The sequence below is a fragment of the Clostridium sp. HCS.1 genome, from assembly GCF_047900555.1.
Lineage (GTDB): Bacteria > Bacillota > Clostridia > Clostridiales > Clostridiaceae > Clostridium.
In genome coordinates, this window is the sequence record NZ_CP170704.1 from 1,573,379 (window position 1) to 1,591,674 (window position 18,296).

The 18,296-nt window shown below is 28.5% G+C and carries 16 protein-coding genes; 12 read left to right on the forward strand and 4 right to left on the reverse strand.

Translation table 11 applies throughout. From position 1 onward, the window contains the following. Positions 1–101: 101 nt before the first annotated feature. Together ACFYH6_RS07515 and ACFYH6_RS07520 are read right to left on the reverse strand one after the other, a co-directional pair. Positions 102–1,412 (reverse strand): IS30 family transposase, encoded by a 1,311-nt coding sequence (locus tag ACFYH6_RS07515; protein WP_416180559.1) that lies wholly within the window; start codon positions 1,410–1,412, stop codon positions 102–104. Positions 1,413–1,651: 239 nt separating this feature from the next. Further along, positions 1,652–3,289, reverse strand: a complete 1,638-nt coding sequence (locus ACFYH6_RS07520) for a putative manganese-dependent inorganic diphosphatase (RefSeq protein ID WP_416180423.1) — start codon at positions 3,287–3,289, stop codon at positions 1,652–1,654. Positions 3,290–3,504: 215 nt separating this feature from the next. Here ACFYH6_RS07520 and ACFYH6_RS07525 point away from each other — a divergent pair, with 215 nt between their 5' ends. The 6 genes from ACFYH6_RS07525 (at position 3,505) to thiI (ending at position 11,565) form a co-directional block, all read left to right on the forward strand. Beyond that, entirely contained in the window at positions 3,505–6,051 is a 2,547-nt protein-coding gene (locus ACFYH6_RS07525; protein WP_416180424.1) for a calcium-translocating P-type ATPase, SERCA-type, read from the forward strand. Between the two features lie 145 nt (positions 6,052–6,196). Then, positions 6,197–7,663, forward strand: coding sequence for a threonine synthase (thrC, locus tag ACFYH6_RS07530; protein WP_416180425.1), 1,467 nt, complete (start codon positions 6,197–6,199; stop codon positions 7,661–7,663). Beyond that, positions 7,656–8,561, forward strand: coding sequence for a homoserine kinase (thrB, locus tag ACFYH6_RS07535; RefSeq protein WP_416180426.1), 906 nt, complete (start codon positions 7,656–7,658; stop codon positions 8,559–8,561). The genes thrC and thrB overlap by 8 nt, the downstream gene beginning before the upstream one ends. Further along, positions 8,551–8,988 carry an ACT domain-containing protein gene (locus tag ACFYH6_RS07540; RefSeq protein WP_316342298.1) on the forward strand — a complete coding sequence of 146 codons (438 nt, stop codon included), beginning with the start codon at positions 8,551–8,553 and terminating at the stop codon, positions 8,986–8,988. The genes thrB and ACFYH6_RS07540 overlap by 11 nt, the downstream gene beginning before the upstream one ends. 280 nt (positions 8,989–9,268) lie before the next feature. Further along, positions 9,269–10,414, forward strand: coding sequence for a cysteine desulfurase family protein (locus tag ACFYH6_RS07545; RefSeq protein WP_416180427.1), 1,146 nt, complete (start codon positions 9,269–9,271; stop codon positions 10,412–10,414). Beyond that, entirely contained in the window at positions 10,411–11,565 is a 1,155-nt protein-coding gene (thiI, locus tag ACFYH6_RS07550) for a tRNA uracil 4-sulfurtransferase ThiI (protein ID WP_416180428.1), read from the forward strand. Before ACFYH6_RS07545 ends, thiI begins: the two co-directional genes overlap by 4 nt. 61 nt (positions 11,566–11,626) lie before the next feature. Here thiI and ACFYH6_RS07555 read toward each other — a convergent pair whose 3' ends face one another. Further along, entirely contained in the window at positions 11,627–12,043 is a 417-nt protein-coding gene (locus ACFYH6_RS07555) for a hypothetical protein (RefSeq protein WP_291708925.1), read from the reverse strand. A gap of 106 nt (positions 12,044–12,149) precedes the next feature. Continuing rightward, positions 12,150–12,668: a ferritin family protein gene (locus ACFYH6_RS07560; protein ID WP_416180429.1), complete on the reverse strand. Its 519-nt coding sequence runs from the start codon at positions 12,666–12,668 to the stop codon at positions 12,150–12,152. A gap of 101 nt (positions 12,669–12,769) precedes the next feature. On the opposite strand from ACFYH6_RS07560, the gene ACFYH6_RS07565 reads away from it, so the two are divergent. The 6 genes from ACFYH6_RS07565 to ACFYH6_RS07590 all read left to right on the forward strand — a co-directional run bounded on the left by ACFYH6_RS07565 (position 12,770) and on the right by ACFYH6_RS07590 (position 18,071). Beyond that, entirely contained in the window at positions 12,770–13,045 is a 276-nt protein-coding gene (locus tag ACFYH6_RS07565) for a hypothetical protein (RefSeq protein WP_316342294.1), read from the forward strand. A 246-nt stretch (positions 13,046–13,291) separates the two neighbouring features. After that, a complete protein-coding gene (locus ACFYH6_RS07570; RefSeq protein ID WP_416180430.1) occupies positions 13,292–14,005 on the forward strand; it encodes a hypothetical protein in 714 nt (237 codons plus the stop codon). A 167-nt stretch (positions 14,006–14,172) separates the two neighbouring features. Next, a complete protein-coding gene (locus ACFYH6_RS07575) occupies positions 14,173–15,123 on the forward strand; it encodes a DUF4003 family protein (protein WP_416180431.1) in 951 nt (316 codons plus the stop codon). A gap of 10 nt (positions 15,124–15,133) precedes the next feature. Then, positions 15,134–16,180: a DNA polymerase IV gene (locus ACFYH6_RS07580; protein ID WP_416180432.1), complete on the forward strand. Its 1,047-nt coding sequence runs from the start codon at positions 15,134–15,136 to the stop codon at positions 16,178–16,180. A gap of 79 nt (positions 16,181–16,259) precedes the next feature. Continuing rightward, positions 16,260–16,934, forward strand: coding sequence for a deoxyribose-phosphate aldolase (deoC, locus tag ACFYH6_RS07585; RefSeq protein WP_316342290.1), 675 nt, complete (start codon positions 16,260–16,262; stop codon positions 16,932–16,934). Positions 16,935–17,117: 183 nt separating this feature from the next. Further along, on the forward strand, positions 17,118–18,071 hold the full coding sequence (locus ACFYH6_RS07590) for a sodium:calcium antiporter (protein ID WP_316342289.1): 954 nt from the start codon (positions 17,118–17,120) through the stop codon (positions 18,069–18,071). The last annotated feature ends 225 nt before the right edge of the window (positions 18,072–18,296 follow it).

Genomic DNA, 18,296 nt, shown 5'->3' on the forward strand with positions numbered 1-18,296 from the left:
GCTTATTAAGCCTACGGAAATCGGCTTGCAAAACTAAGTTCCGTTTGCTTGATTTTTGCATGATTAAGTTCCGTTGATACTTGCCCTAGATTTTTGATATCTTATTTTTTAAAAAGTGCAGGTTTTAGATGTATTTCATCTGCTGGTATAGGTTTTAATGATAGCTTGTCTAACAATGAATTATCTAATAACATTTGAGCTAGTCTGAATGGTGTATTTCCGTTTAAGCTAGCTCTTGCTGTACTATTAATATGATTCATCATCAAAGTAATATCTTCTTGAGTACGATTGTTTAATGATATTCCTTTAGGTATTATGTACCTTATGTACTCGTGATTCTTTTCTACGTGCGGCTTCTGATAAGAAGCCATGGGATTACAGTAGAAAATTTTGGTCCTCTGATTTCCTTTAGCATCTAATTCTAAATCTTTAGGATTCTTAAATTCAGAACCATTATCTGTTAATATAATAGGGAAATGATTCTTAAATACTTCATGCCCTAATACTTCATATAACTTATCTATAACTTCTTTTACAGCTAGCTCGCTACAACTATCAATTATAAACGCTAGCATTAAGGCACAATTTCTAAAAATAAAAGTTATAAGAACTTTGCCACTTCGTGTGCCGTGAACGGTGTCCATTTCTACTATAGGTATATTTGGATTCTCTTCAGTGAATTTAACAAAATCAACAAATGTTCTTCCAATTCTATAATTAGATTCTTTAATGACAGGAGGTGTAGATTTTTTTCGGGGTTTATACTTAACTTTTCTAGGTAAATCAATATTTCTAGCTGTAAAAGCATTTTTATCAAAATAATTATATAAAGTTCTTTCACAACAATTTATTTCTTTCCTATGATGAGTAAAAATATGAAATAAAGATTGCCCTTTAAAAATTAATGGAGAGATAACATCATCTATATTTTTCAATTCTTTTGAGGTTATATTAAGGCCTTCCCTAGATGATATTAATAGTTCTTTATACTTTGTATCTGCAATTTTAGATTTATAATACTGCTTTTCTGCCGTACACGTAGTAGCAGTGTTACAGCCGTTACAAACATATGGATAGCGATCAAGTTTAAAACATTTCTTAGCTGAAAAATCAGTGCATGCTCTGTAGCAGTTTATGAATCTACATTTCTTACATTGCTTTCCGCAGTTACTATTACATAAGTTTGTCTTAGTGCAACTTCTTCGATGTTGGCACGGTTGTATATCATTTTCCTTTTTCTTACTTACTTTAAGAAATCTATTTCTTTTAATTTCCTTAGATATAGTAGTTGGATCCTTTTTTAATCTTTCGGCAATTTCTTTTAATGGGTAATTTTGATCTAATCCATATTCAATTATAATTCGATCTTCAATCCTAAGGTGCTTTCCCTTGCATAAATTATTGTTTGACATAATTAATCCTCCCAATATGCTAAGGACAAATATCAAATTAATTATATCAAAGACTTTGCAAAACTAACTTCTGTTTAAGTAAAAAAACGGAAGTTACTTTTTCAATTTACATATAAAAAAGAAACTCCCTAAAGGAGTTTCTAAAAAATGCAATATTAGTAATTTCTAAGAAATTACATCAATAATTCTACATTTTACATTTTACATTTTTCATTTGGAGCTGATGTGTCAGCTCCTTTTTAGCCATTTATGGCTGAAGTTATTGGTGGTACCACTTGTTTCTTTCTTGAAAGTACTCCATCTAAGAATGCAGTGCTATCTTGTAAAGTAACATTGAAAGCTTTTTCAGCTATTTCAGGTTTATCTCCAGCTACTAATATTTGAGATCCTTCATTAAGGATATCAGTTAATAATAGTAGAGTCATATCTAAACCAGCTTCTTTAGCTTTGTTATTCATATATGTTAACATTTCTTCTTTTAAAGGCATAAATCCTTCTATATCCATAGTGTTAACTTGAGCTATACCAACTTTAGTATCTCCAATTGAAAATGGCTTAAAGTCTTGATTAAAGATTTCTTCAACTGTCTTTCCCTTTAATGAAGTACCAGCTTTAAACATTTCTTTTGCAAATTCTTCAACATTTATTCCAGCAATTTCAGCAAGTCTTAAGCAAATTTGCTTATCTATTGGTGTACATGTTGGACTTCTAAATAATAGTGTATCTGAAATAATTGCTCCACATAAAAGTCCAGCTGCTTTTCTTGATGGTCTTATTCCATTTTCAAAGAAGCATTTACCAACTATAGTAGAAGTACTTCCAATAGGTTCACTTCTGAAGTATAATGGGCCGCTAGTTTGTATATCAGCAACTCTATGATGGTCAATGATTTCTAAAATATCAGCATCTTCTAATCCATCAACTGATTGGCTTCTTTCATTGTGATCCATTTGAATTATTTTCTTTCTGTAATTTGAAATTAAATGATATCTTGACATAGTACCAAGAACTTTTCCATTTTCATCTATTACAGGATAGCTTCTAAATCTAGTTTCAATCATTACAGGCTTTATATCTTCAACTAACTCTTCAGTTGAGAAAGTTACTAATTTATCCTTTATCATAACATATCCAACAGGGATACTTTGAACTATAAGTCTTGATGCTGTAAAGGAATCATGAGGAGTGCTAATTACACTTATATTAGCTTCTTTAGCTTTTTCAAGCACATCTGCAGTTGGAACGTGTGAACCAGTTATTATCATAAGAGAAATTCCCATGTCTAATAATGCACTTTGAACTTCTTCTCTATCTCCAACTATTGCTATATCTCCATTTTCAATATGATCCTTCATACTTTCAGGTTTCATTGCAGTAACTACTATCTTACCTGGAAAATTATTTGTATTAGAATTTGTATAAATTTCTTTTGCTGATAAAGTATCAACTATGTTATTAAAAGTTGTGTTACTTTTTGCTAAAATCTTATTATCCCATATATCCATATAACAAGAAGTTAAGTTTGAAATAGCTAAAACTCCTAATAGATGATTATTTTCATCAGCTACAGGAAGAGTTTTTATATTTTTTTCTCTCATTATATTCCAAGCAGTTTTTAAAGATATTTCAGGTGATACAGGAGTGATTCTATCAAAATCAAGATCTCCTACCTTTAATTTAACAGTTTTTAATAATTGTGGAGCTTCAACTCCAAAATAATCCAAAATATATTGAGTTTCCCTATTTACATTACCAAGTCTAACAGGAATTGCAGGCATATTGCCTGTCTTATTTTTAAATTCAGCATATGCAAATGCTGAACATATTGAGTCAGAATCTGGATTTTTATGCCCAGTTACGTATATTACATCTTTCAATTTATTACCCTCCTTAGTTTATAAATCGTCTATACATATTCTATATTTATATTTTAATTTTGTAAAGATACCTAATAGAAGTATATGTAGAATTTTAGATGGATAAACGAGAGATTTTAAAAGTACAAATAAAATCTTAGTAAAGTTTATAAAAAAATCATATCTATAGATTTACTAAATATAATATATAGAAACTATTATAAGGAGGACAACCGGTGATACAGGAACGAGAAATATCAATGGGACTAACTACAAAGGAAGCAGAAAAAAGACAAAAAAACTATGGATTAAATGAAATATCTCATAAGAAGAAGTCATCACCTATAGTAATATTTTTATCTCAATTTAATGATTTTATAGTTTGGGTATTAATAGCAGCAACCATTATATCTGGATTAATGGGAGATATGGCGGATGCTATTACAATACTTATTATAGTAGTTGTAAATGCAATTATGGGTTTTGTACAAGAGTATAGGACAGAAAAGTCATTAGAAGCCTTAAAGGAACTTGCAGCACCTACTTGTAAGGTTATAAGAGATGGGATTTTAAAAGTAATAAATTCTATAGAAGTTACTTTAGGAGATTTAGTAATTTTAGAAGCTGGGGATAGAATACCTGCTGATGGAAGTTTTATTGAATCATCAGGAATAATGGTAGATGAATCACTTTTAACAGGGGAGTCAGTAGGAGTTTCAAAGGACTCAAAAAAAGGAAAGAACCAAGGATTTATGGGGACCACCATATTAAAAGGAAGAGGAGCTTTACTTGTTGATAGTATTGGAATGAGTACTGAAATGGGGAGAATAGCAAATCTTTTAGATAATATAGAAGAAGAAAAATCTCCACTTAGAGAGAGGTTAGATTCACTAGGGAAGATTCTTGTAGCACTTTGTTTAGTAATATGTGCTGTTGTAACTATTCTTGGAATAATTAGAGGAAATGAAATTACAGAAATGTTTTTACTTGGAGTTTCATTAGCAGTAGCAGCTATACCAGAGGGATTAGCAGCTATAGTAACAGTAGCACTTGCTTTAGGTGTATCTAGAATGCTAAAGAAAAATGCATTAGTTAGGAAGCTTCCAGCAGTAGAAACACTAGGATGTACATCTGTAATATGTTCTGATAAAACAGGAACCCTTACACAAAATAAAATGACAGTAAAAGAAGTCTATATTAATGGAAGAATTTATGATTTAGATAAGGAAGAATTAAAAAATCATCTAACTTTAATGAAGGCTTTTGTATACTGTAATGATTTTAATTATGATTTTAATAGTAAAAACATAGACAAGGCTCTTTTAGGAGATCCTACAGAAACTGCTTTAGTAAAAGCTTTTTTTAATGAAGTAAATATTTTAAAGGATTTTATGTCCAAGGCTAGTAGAACCTTCGATATTCCTTTTGATTCTAATAGAAAGATGATGAGTGTTATAGTTAAAGAAGGAAATAAAGAAGTTTGTTATATGAAGGGTGCACCAGAAAGAGTAATAGAAAGATGTACACAGATATTAGAAAATGGAGTGGTTAAGCCATTAACACATCAAAAGAAAAGACAAGTTGCTTCATATATAGAAGCTATGTCTAATAGAGCTCTTAGATGTATTGCATCTGCTTACAAAGAAACAGGATTAATAAGAGGAGAAGATTTAGAAAAAGATTTAATTTTTCTAGGAGTTGCAGGTAGTATTGATCCTCCAAGAATAGAAGTTAGAGATGCAGTTTTAAAATGTAAGCTTGCAGGTATACAACCAGTAATGATTACTGGGGATCATAAAAATACAGCTTTAGCCATTGCTAAGTCAATAAATATTTGTAATACAGATGATCAAGCTATGACAGGAGAAGAGATAGAAAAAATTAGTGATGAGGAATTAATAAAAAAAGTAAAAAATGTTAGAGTTTTTGCTAGGGTATCTCCTCATCATAAACTTAGAATTGTTAAGGCATTTAAGAAACAAAATAATATAGTTGCTATGACAGGAGATGGTGTTAATGATGCACCTGCCATTAAAGAAGCTGATATAGGAATTGCTATGGGAATATCAGGCACAGATGTAACAAAAGAAGCTGCATCTATGGTATTAATGGATGATAATTTTGCAACTATAGTTTCAGCGGTAGAAGAAGGTAGAATAATATATGATAATATAAGAAAATTTATTAGATACTTATTATCTTGCAATTTAGGGGAAGTACTTACAATGTTTTTAGCATCAATTTTTTATTTACCTAATCCCCTAACGCCTATTCAAATTCTATTTGTAAATTTAGCTACAGATGGGCTTCCAGCTATAGCTCTTGGAGTTGATCCTCCAGATAAGGATATAATGATGCAACAACCAAGACAAAAAGGAGAAAGTATATTTGCAAGAGGATTATGGTCAAAGATAGTAATTAGAGGATGCTTAATTGGAATATGTACATTATTGTCCTTTATGACAGGTAGATTATATGGAATGGATTTAGCTACTTGTAGAACCCTTGCTTTAATTACATTAGTTATGTCTCAACTTCTACATGTATTCGAATGTAGATCTGAAAGACATTCAATTTTTGAAATTAAAGTCTTCAGCAATCCATATTTAGTAGGAGCAGTATTAGTTTCAATATCCATGGTACTTGCAATATTATATATACCTTTCCTAGCCAATGTATTTAACACAATACCATTAAGTCTAGGTCAATGGGCTATAGTATTATTTTATTCAGGCGTAATATTCTTAATAAATAGTTTATATCTATTTATTAAGTCCAGATAGTTTGAAATAACATAAATATTTTAAACATTTAATTAGAGGTTACTTAAGTAGCCTCTTTTTGTATTTCAAATAAAAACACTTGTACTTGAATAGAAAACATGCTAATATAAATAAAGGGAAATAAACCAAGATTTGGGGTGGTTTTATGAGGTTTATTAGTACTAGAGGAGGAGAAAGAGATATATCCTCTTCCCAAGCAATTATTAATGGAATTTCTAAAGATGGGGGATTATATGTTCCTGAAAGTTTTCCAAACTTATTTGAAAAACTTAAAGTTAAATCAACGGCAACTTATGAGGAGCTTGCTTTAGAAGTCTTAAAAGTTTATTTTACAGATTTTAATATTGAAGAGCTTAAGACTGCTATAAGTAATGCATACACAAATCGTTTTAAGGTAGTAGAAAATCATAATTTTCTAGAATTATATCATGGACCAACTTCAGCTTTTAAAGATGCAGCATTATTATTTCTACCACAGGTTATGAAGCTTGCAAAAGATAACCTTAATATTAATGAGGAAATAGTAATTCTAGCAGCAACTTCTGGGGATACTGGTAAAGCAGCACTAGAAGGCTTTAAAGATGTAGAGGGATTTAAGGTTATGGTATATTATCCTAAAGATGGTGTAAGTCCTGTACAAGAAATGCAGATGGTTACACAAGAAGGAAATAATGTGAGAGTAGTTGGAATTAATGGGAATTTTGATGATGCTCAAAAAGGAGTAAAAGAATTATTTGGAGATAAGACTTTTAAGGAAGATTTAAGAGAAAAGAATTTCATACTATCTTCTGCCAACTCAATTAATATTGGAAGGTTAATACCACAAATAATTTATTATTTTTATGGATATTTCCAATTAGTCAATAAGCAACAAATAGAAAAGGGGCAAAAAATAAATATAGTAGTTCCTACTGGAAATTTCGGAAATATACTTGCTGCATATTATGCAAGGGAAATGGGGCTTCCTATTGCAAAGCTTATATGTGCATCTAACGAAAATAATGTACTTTCTGATTTCTTTAATAAAGGAGTATATGATAAAAGAAGAGAACTTATTTTAACAGAATCTCCTTCAATGGATATATTAGTTTCATCCAATTTAGAGAGGCTTTTGTTTGAAGCAAGTGGTAGGGACTGCAAAGAAATAAAGAATTTAATGGAAGAATTAAATTCTAAGGGAATATATAAAGTTAGTGAAAAAATTAAAAATAACTTAAAGGACTTTTATGGTAACTATGCTGAAAAAGAGGAAGTTTATAAAGCAATAAAGGAATTATATAATAAAGAGGGCTATTTAATTGATACTCATACAGCAGTAGCTTATGTAGTTTTAAATAAATACATAAGTGATACTAAAGATAATACACCGTATCTAATTGCTTCCACAGCAAGTCCATATAAGTTCCCAAGAAGTATTTTAAAGGCATTAGATTTAGACCTTGATAAAGCTAATGATTTCAAAGTAATTAATAAGTTGTATGATTATTCTAAAATTACTATACCAAATAATTTAATAGACTTAGATAAGAAAGAAATAATTCATAATTTTACTTCAGAAGTTAATGAGCTAAAAACCTCTTTATTAGATTTTTTAGGAGATAGCAATGGTTAAGATTAGAGTTCCAGCTACATCAGCAAATATGGGGCCAGGCTTTGATTCTTTAGGTATAGCTTTTAATCTATATAATGAATTTGAATTATCGGAAGAGGGTACAGAAAACAAATTCTATGGATTTAAAGAAGAATTCTGTAATGAAGAAAACATTGTTTATAAGGCTATGATAACTTGTTTTGAAAAATGTAAGTATAAGCCTAAGGGGATAAAAATAAATTTACTAAGAGAAGATATTCCTATATCTAGAGGACTAGGATCAAGTTCAACCTGTATAGTAGCTGGACTTTTAGGTGCAAACAATATAATGGGCAATCCATTAACAGTTAATGAACTATTTAAAATTGGAGTCGAAATAGAAGGGCATCCAGATAATATAGCTCCAGCTTTTTTTGGAGGAATGGTTGTATCAGTATTAGAAGATGGAGAAGCATTATATAATAAAATTGATATAAAGAGGGGAATTACTTTTGTAGCAATAATTCCTGATTTTGAATTATCTACATCTACTGCAAGAAAGGTATTACCAAAGAAAGTTAGTCTTAAAGATGCAGTATATAATATAAGTAGGGTATCTTTAATGATTTCTGCCTTTGTAAATGGTAATTATGATTTATTAAAATATGGGTGTAAGGATGCTATACATGAAAAATATAGAAGTCCATTAATTAAAAATTATGATTTAGTTTATAATAAATGTATATCCTTTGGAGCCTTAAGTTGTTTTTTAAGTGGGGCAGGACCAACTATTATGGTTCTTATAAAAAATGATGAAAAGGAAATAGTTAATAAAATTAGAGACTTTTTAAGAAGTGAAAATATTTCTTGGAAAGTTAAAGAACTTGCTATAGATAATTTGGGGGCTATAGTATATAAAGGTGATACTAATGAAGGGTAACTTTTTAATTGTTGATAAAAGAGCATTGCCAGATGTTTATGAAAAGGTAATAGATGCTAAAAGATTACTAAAAGAAGGCAAGGTAAAGGATGTTACTGAAGCCGCTAAAACTGTTAATATTAGTAGAAGTGTATATTACAAGTATAAAGAAATGGTTTTTGACTTAGCAGAAACAGATCAAGGACAGAAGGTAACTATAAATTTAATCATTAATGATAATAAAGGGGTTTTATCAGAAATATTAAATTATATTTCTGAAGAAGGTGGTAATATAATAACTATTAATCAAGGTATACCAATGAATAAAAAAGCTAATGTAAGTCTTACTATTAATATTTCATCTATTAATGGGGATTTAACTACTTTAATGGAAGGTTTATCAAAAATTAAAGATGTTGAAAAAGTTGATTTTATAGCAATGGAGTAAATATCCTTAATAAAATTTTAATATCGCTCAAAAAGGCTATGGAGAAATAGTCTTTTTTGGGGGGAATTTATAAAAAGCTTATATGGGAATAGCTTTTTATAAATTCCTTCATTCAGTTTTGAAGGAGATAAATATCATATGAAGGCGACTTGGAGTTTACGACGGAGCAATGAATATGATATTTATCTCCTCTTTTTTTTATCTTTACCTTTATTTATTTTTAGAAATTTGTTATATTAAGTGTAAATCTATTGTAAAATGCTAAAGGGAGGGATAAACTTTGGAAATTTATTTTGACAATAGTGCAACTACAAAACCTTATAGAGAAGTTATAGAAGAAACAGCAAAAGCCATGGAAGAGTATTTCGGCAATCCATCATCTCTCCATAAATTAGGAATAAAAGCTGAAAAGAAAATAACTGATGCAAGGGAATTTATTGCTAAAAGTTTAAATGCTTCTAAGGATGAAATATTATTTACATCAGGAGGAAGTGAAGGGAATAATTTAATAATAAAGGGATTAGTAAAGCCTGGGCATCATGTTATAACTACTACATTTGAGCATCATTCAGTATTAATGACTTATAAAGAATTAGAAAAGAGTGGTGTAAGAGTTACATATTTAAAAGTTGATAAAGAAGGAAAAATATCATTAGAAGAATTAGAAAACTCTATTTCAAAGGATACAGTTTTAGTTTCAATTATGCATGTAAATAATGAAATGGGAGCAATTCAAGATATTGAAAACATAGGAAAGCTAATAAAAGAAAAAAGCTCTAGAGCAAGATTTCACGTAGATGCTGTTCAGTCCTATGGAAAGTTAAACATAGATGTTAAAAAGATGAATATTGATATGTTAACAGCAGCAGGACATAAAATCCATGGACCTAAGGGCGTTGGATTTATATATTTAAAAAAGGGAATAGTATTAAATCCATTAATAAATGGTGGAAGCCAAGAAGCTGGAATAAGAGGAGGAACTCATAATGTTCCAGGAATAGTTGGCCTTTATAAAGGTGCAGAAATTACTATGGAAAATATTAATTCTAGTTTTGAATATGTAAAAGCTCTTAAGGGGTATATGATAGATAGATTAGGAGAGATAAAGGATGTAAGAATAAATAGTCCTTTAAAGGATGATTTTACTCCCTATATTTTAAATGTATCTTTCATAGGAGTTAAAGCAGAGGTATTATTACATTTATTAGAGGAAAATGATATTTATGTTGCTACAGGTTCAGCTTGTACTTCCAAAACAAGTGCAGTCCAAGGAAGTTATGTTATTAAAGAATTAGGCTTAAATAAAGCAGAAGTTGAAAGTGCTATTAGATTTTCATTTTCTAAAAATAATACAAAAGAAGAAATTGATAAGGTTATAGAAGTGCTAAAAAGTTCACTAACATTTTTGAGGAGAGTAAAAAGATGAATAAATTAATATTAGTAAAATATGCATCAGAAATATTTCTAAAGGGATTAAATAGAAATAAATTTGAAAAGAAATTAAGAGATAATATAAAAAGAAAATTAAAAGGTCTTGAGTATTCTTTAATTTCTGATCAAGGTAGATATTTCATTAAGGCAGATAATATTGAAGAAGCTACTGAAAGAGTAAGAAAAGTATTTGGAGTAGCTGAAGTTTGTATTGTTACTGAAGTTCCTAGAGATATGCAAGCTATAAAAGAAGAAGCATTAAGAAAGGTTCAAGAAGCTAATCCTAAGAGTTTTAAAATAGAAACTAATAGAGCTAATAAAGCTTTTCCTAAGAATTCTTTAGAAACCTCTAAAGAAGTAGGAGCTTTCGTAGTTTACAATATGAATGGATTAGAAGTTAAGGTGAAAAATCCAGACTGCCTAGTAAATATTGAAATTAGAGAAAATGCATATATTTATACAACTAAAGATAAAATTAAAGGTGTTGGAGGGCTTCCATACGGAATTAATGGAAGTACTATGCTTATGTTATCAGGTGGTATAGATTCACCAGTTGCTGGTTATTTAATGGCTAGAAGAGGTGTTGAATTACATTGCGTATATTATCATAGTCATCCATATACTTCTGAAAGAGCAAAGGATAAGGTTAAAGATTTAGCTAAGATACTATCAAATTATACTGAAAGAGTTAATTTACATATAGTACCTTTTACAGAAATACAAATGGCTATTATAAATGGTTGTAGAGAAGATGAATTAACTATAATCATGAGAAGATTTATGATGAGAGTTGCATGTTCATTAGCTGAAAAATATGGAATTCAATCAGTAGCTACAGGAGAAAGTATAGGGCAAGTTGCTAGCCAAACTATGGAAGGGCTAATAGTAAGTAATGATTGTGCTGATAGACCAGTATTCAGACCATTAATAGCTATGGATAAAACTGATATTATGGACATAGCAAGAGAAATAGATACTTATGAAACTTCAATATTACCATATGAAGACTGTTGTACAATATTTGTTCCAAAGCATCCTAAGACTAAGCCAAGATTAGAATTAATAAGAAAATCAGAAGAAACTTTAAATATAGAAGAATTAGTTAAAAAGGCAATTGATGAAACTGAACTTGTAGTATTTAACTAAAAAAATAACTGTCTCATAAATATGAGGCAGTTATTTTTTCTATTTAAATAAAATTTATATCTTATCTTGTTCTCATTCTTGTTGCTTGTTGTCTAGCTTTCTTTAATTGACTATGATCGAAGGGTTGTAAGTCTTTCTTAGTAGTTAAATTAGCTATATTTGAAATAGTAATTACTTCTGAATCAGCTTTTCCTTTTTCACCTTCAACTCCCATAATTATAACCTTATGACCTTGTTTAACATCAATAAAAGTAGGCTTTTTAAACCATTTTCTAACTTTATATTGAGTTTTAACTACACCTTTTCCCATATCTGGCTTAATTAAAATATGAGCAGTTAGCTTTCTTATAATTCCTAGTATGTTCTTTTCTTCGATTTTCACAGAAAGTACAGTACCTGCTGTGCTTGTCATTCTATCACCGTATTTTTCCATGTATGCATCTGTGAAATATTTACTCATTTTATCTTTGAAACCCATAATTAAAACTCCTTCTATTTAAGAAATATTGTTAAATAAACAATTATAATATCAAGCCCATTATAACATAATTAGTAAATTAGTAAAACAAAAAAATTAATTAATATTATTTAATTTCATTTTTATAAATGGTGTTAAATATTTTAATATGGAGTTCTTCATCTAAAATTATTCTATTAAGAATAGCAATTATGCTTTCGTTTTCAATAATATTAGTAATTTTTCTATATTCTTTAATTAATTCTCTTTCAGAATTTATATTATTTATGAGCATATTTTTTAATGATGTATCTGTATTTATATATTTAGAAGTCCAATAAAAATATTTATTTTTCTTTTCTAAAGCAAAGGAAGGCTCATCTCCTAAAGCAATAATTATATCACCAAGGATATCTAAATGTTCTTTTTCAACCTTTGAAATTTTTTTAAATATTTCTTTTAAGTGAGGTTCCATTAAAAAATATTGATAGTTATATTGATTTATTAAAGTTAATTCTGAATATATTCCACAATAACATTTTTTTATTAATTTTGAATAGTATAAATTTTTTTCTTTAATATCAATTTCAGGATAGGGTAGCATTATAGAACAACTTTCTTTAAAATCTATATAATCTCTTTTCAATATATCATCTCCATTAAATAATAAGTATTATATTATATGAAAGAAGACTATATAGTGATATAATTTGTTACATCACATTTGATTTAGAAAGGAAGACAAAAATGAAAATAATATTTAACGAAATAACAAAATCAGCTTTATTAGAAGTATTAGAAAAAAGCACAAATAATAGCATAAGAATAAAAGTAGTTGCAGTTGGGTGTGGAAAACCAGCCTATGACATTTATGCAGATTATGTTTCAGAAGATGATATTGAACTTATAATAAATGAAGTGAATTTTGTAATTGCAAAGAAAGACGAAAAAATTTGTGATGGAATCGAAATAAAATATGATAAAGATGTATATAATAAAGGATTTTATATAAGAAGCTTATAAAGATAAGCAATATAAATAAAATAAGGAATCATGTGAGAAAATTATAAAATAGATAGAAAATAATTTGGAGCTGTGGTGCGCACAGCTCCTTTTCATAATATTAAGAGGATACTAATTATCGTATCCTCTTATATTTTTGACATATTTACTTTAGATTATTCAATAAAAATTTATTTTAGTGAAACAATAGCTTTATTAAACATATTATGTATTATCTATACAATTAGATAAAAGGAGAAGATACAAATGAAAATATGTTTAAAAAGAGTAAATAATATGTCTTCCTGTAAAGAATTTAATTTAATTATTTGTGCAGATGGATGTATAGGAAGAAGAATTAGAAGAAATTTACCAAAGTGTATATGCGGTGATGGAATAAAAATAAATATAATAGTCACTGGATGTGATGGTATTTTAGAAGCACCAGCATTACCATGCAACAATTTAATTGCTATTTCAAGCCCTATTAGAGTTATAAGAAGAAATCCATGTTGTAAAAATGAGTCTGAATATTGCTGTGATGGACTTGATAATGAGAGATCTATTTTTAATATGGAAAGTTTTGAAGATAGTTGTAATAGTGATAAGAATTTTTTATCAGAAAGATTTGAAACACAAGAGTTTGCAATAATCATTAGGTCATTTGATCCAAGGATATCACAATTTTTATGTGAATTTCCTCAAATGTTTATAAATGATTGTGACAACACTATAAAATTAATAATTATCTTCGATAAAAATGGTAGCGTATTTACACCACAATGTATAAATAATTGCGGAGGAAATTGCGGATTTGGAGGAGGCTGTGGAGGCGGCTGTGGCTTTGGAGGCGGCTGCGGCTGCGGATTAGGATTCGGTGGTAATTGTGGCTGTGGATTCGGCGGAGGCTGTGGTTGTGGCTGTGGCTTTGGAGGTGGCTTATTTGGTTTAGCCGCACTTGCTTTATTATTCTGTTGTTAGATACAAACTACAAAGGATAAATTTTATTGCCAAGATAAGATCTTCTTACCTTGGCTAATTTATTTATATTTTTTTATGTTTTTATTTTGATATGAAAATGACACAATATTTATAGTATAATAATATTGGGGAAATAAAATGCTTAAGTAAAGTGAGGGAGTATTAACATGGAGAAACTTCTGGAAGACAGAATTTATAAGACCATTAACAACTACAGGAATGCTAAGATAAATTTGAGAAATGATGGAGATTTAATTAATCATTTTGCATCGTTAATTTTTGCTCATTATGAAAAGGAAATACCTTTTGATAAAGTAAAAGAAATTAGAAAATATATAAAGGCATCATCTTCTAGGGTATCATCTTTTAGAGGAGATATACTTTATATTTTATCCTTATTAATAGCATTAGAAGATGGAAATGAAAAAGAGTTAATTACTGATATATATGAAGTTGAAGAAATATTAAAGGAACAAGGGTTTAATGAATGTGATTATTTAGTTTTAACTTCCTTTGTTTTAGCTAAGTATGGAACAAAGAAAGATAAACATAGTGTTGCAGAAAAGATGAAGTCTGTATTTATCTTACTAAAAGAGAAATACTATAATATAACTGGGGAAGATGATTATTTAGTATGTGCGTTATGGGCTTTAAATGATATTGATATTAAAACAATAGATGAATTTATAGAAACCATTTATAATTATATGACGAATTTAAATATAAAGTCTAAAAATGGAATACAAAGCTTAACAAATGCAATAATGCTAAATGGTTCTTCAGGACATATGTATAAAACTATTGAATTTATATTACAACTAGAAAAGAAGGATATAAAAATTGCCCAACAATTCTTACCTCTTTTAGGAGTATTATCTAATAGGGATGTTAGAAAAACTATCAATTTAATAGATGGAGTAATTAATACTCTATGTGAGGAAGAAAGTGAATATGAATACTATATGGATAAAGGTTTTAGGACTATTATAGCTATTACAATAATATCTTTTACTACAATAAATGAAGAAAGAAATTATATAGACGAATTGTTAGCACAAGGAGTATATAGTTTAATAAAATCTAAAAATAAAGGAATGTTTGAAGCAGCATTAGCCTAAGGGAGTTATAATGAATAGGTTGATATTACATGTAGATATGGATGCTTTCTTTGCATCAGTAGAGCAACTTGATAATAAAAGTCTTAAAGGAAAGCCAGTAATAGTTGGTGGAGTAAGTGAAAGAGGCGTTGTATCAACATGTTCATATGAAGCAAGAAAATATGGGATACATTCTGCAATGCCTATTTTTATTGCAAGAAAATTATGCCCACATGGTGTATATTTAAGAACTAGGATGTATAGATATAAGGAAGTTTCTAAGCAAGTATTTAATATATTAAAAGATGTAACTGATATTATAGAGCCACTATCTATTGATGAAGCTTATTTAGATATTACTAGTAGTAGGTTTAAATCGGGTATTGAAGCAGCTAATTATATAAAAAGTAGAGTTTTAAGAGAAATTGGACTTACAATTTCAATAGGAATTTCTTATAACAAATTTTTAGCAAAATTAGCTTCTGATTGGAATAAACCTAATGGTATAAAGGTAATAACAAAGGATATGGTTCCAAATATTCTTTTGCCTTTTCCAGTCTCTAAAATTTATGGGTTAGGAAAAAAATCAGTTGAAAAGTTGAATAATATGGGTATTTTTACAGTTAAAGACCTTTATGATATGCCAAAGGAATTCTATATTGAATACTTAGGTAAATATGGTTTAGAAATCTATGATAGAATAAGAGGAATAGATAATAGAGAAGTAGAAGCACAAAGGGATAGAAAATCCTATGGTAGAGAACGAACTCTAAAAATAGATACAAAAGAAAAAGAAGATTTATTAGAATATTTATATGATTTTTCAAAGGAAATAAGTAATCAATTAATAAGACAAAATCTTGAAGGTAAAACTATAACAGTAAAATATAAAACAGAAGATTTCCAAAGTCATACAAGAAGTAAAACCTTAAATTTTTATACAAATAATTTTGAAGAAATATATAAGGTTTGCGAGGAAATACTAAATAATGAAAAAATAAATGAATATATTAGATTAATAGGAGTAACAGTATCATCATTTAAGGAAAATACTGTAGAACAGTTAACTTTATTCTAAAATTACTTTAATTATTATTAATTTTACTATATAATGAGATTGTTTGGTACACAATTATCTATAGAGGAGGATATCTTTTATGAACAAGAAAGATTTAGCAAGAATGATTGATCATACTATCTTAAAAGCTGAAGCTACTGAAAAAGAAATTGAAATTTTATGTAAAGAAGCTTTAGAATATAATTTTGCATCAGTATGTGTTAATCCATCAATGGTGGAGAAAGCAGCTGGATTATTAAAAGGTAGTGATGTAAAGGTTTGTACTGTAATAGGATTTCCTTTAGGAGCAACTACAACTGAAGTTAAGGCTTTTGAAACAGAAGATGTTATTAAAAAAGGTGCTACTGAAGTTGATATGGTTATCAATGTTGGAAAGCTTAAAGATGGAAATTTAGAATATGTTAAGAAGGATATAGAAGCTGTTGTTAATGCTGCTAAGGGAAAAGCTTTAACAAAGGTTATTATAGAAACTTGTCTTCTAACTGATGAAGAAAAAGTAACAGCTTGTAAATTATCTAAAGAAGCAGGAGCAGATTTTGTTAAGACATCAACAGGATTTAGTACAGGTGGAGCTACTGCAAGTGATATTAAATTAATGAGAGAAACAGTAGGTCCAGAACTTGGTGTTAAAGCTTCTGGTGGAGTAAGAAGTTTAGAAGATGCAATGGCTATGATTGAAAATGGAGCAACTAGAATAGGTGCTTCTGCATCAATTGCAATTTGTGAAGGAACAAAATCAAATTCTACTTATTAATTAAATAAAAGGCTATAGCAGAACATAAAATTAATAATGAAAATGTAGAATTAATTAATAAATATATTTTTGATTATACATTTAAAATTTAAAAGAAGAGGCTGCTTTTACAGCCTCTTCTTTAATATTACATATATCGAAGTAAATTATTTTATTCATTGAACTAAAGATAAAGGAGACAAAATGAATTATATAATATTAATAATAGGCTTTATTTTACTTATAAAGGGAGCAGACATATTTGTTGATGGTGCTTCTGATATTGCAAAAGAGTTCGGAATTCCATCTATAATAGTTGGATTAACTATTGTTTCCCTTGGAACTAGTGCACCAGAGCTTGCAGTAAGCTTAATCTCATCCCTTCAAGGTAGTAATGGAATTACTATTGGTAATGTACTAGGTTCTAATATATTTAATACATTGATGGTACTTGGATTAACATCAATCATAATGCCCATAGTAATAAAAAAAACAACTGTTTTTAAAGATTATATAGTAAATATATTAGTAACTATTTCCTTATTGGTTTTAACCTTTGGGAGAACATTATTTAATAGAGAGCCGGGTTTAAGCAGAATTTCTGGGATAATATTGCTTATAGGATGTATAGCATTTACTATTTATTTAATTAAAGTCTCTAAAGATGAAAGTGTAGATAGTGAAAAAGATGAAAAAATAAAATTTATTCCGTCTATTTTAAAAATTTTATTTGGAATTATAGGAATAATTTTAGGCGGGAATTTAGTAGTAAATTCGGCTTCCAATATAGCATATTCCTTTGGATTAAGTGATAAATTAGTAGGATTAACTATAGTTTCTATAGGAACATCTCTTCCAGAATTGGTAACTTCTATGATAGCTGCAACAAAGGGAGAAAATGATATAGCAATAGGTAATGTTCTTGGATCAAATATATTTAATATATTATTAATATTAGGAGTTTCTTCAAGTATTTCACCTATTATAATTTCTAGAGCGTTATTTGTAGATATTGTTTTCTTAATAGGAATATCTATATTACTTGGTATTTTTATGTTTAAAGGAAAGGCTGAAAAATTATATATAGGTAGAAGCAAAGGTTTAACCTTAGTTTTAATATATATAAGCTATATTATTTATATAATTTTTAGAAATTAGTTTGGAAATTAAAAGATTTCATTAATTATTAATCCATATATTCAACATTTTTTATAACATTAAAACTTTTAAAAAACAAATAATAATAGTGTAAGTTGTAGGAGGTGTTTGAAATGAGTAAATGTGGATGCGAAAATAAAAATAAGAAAAATGAAGGTAAAAAATATGATTCTGGCTGTAGTTGTCACCACGGTGCTGAAAAAACTGCTACCAATAATCAATGGG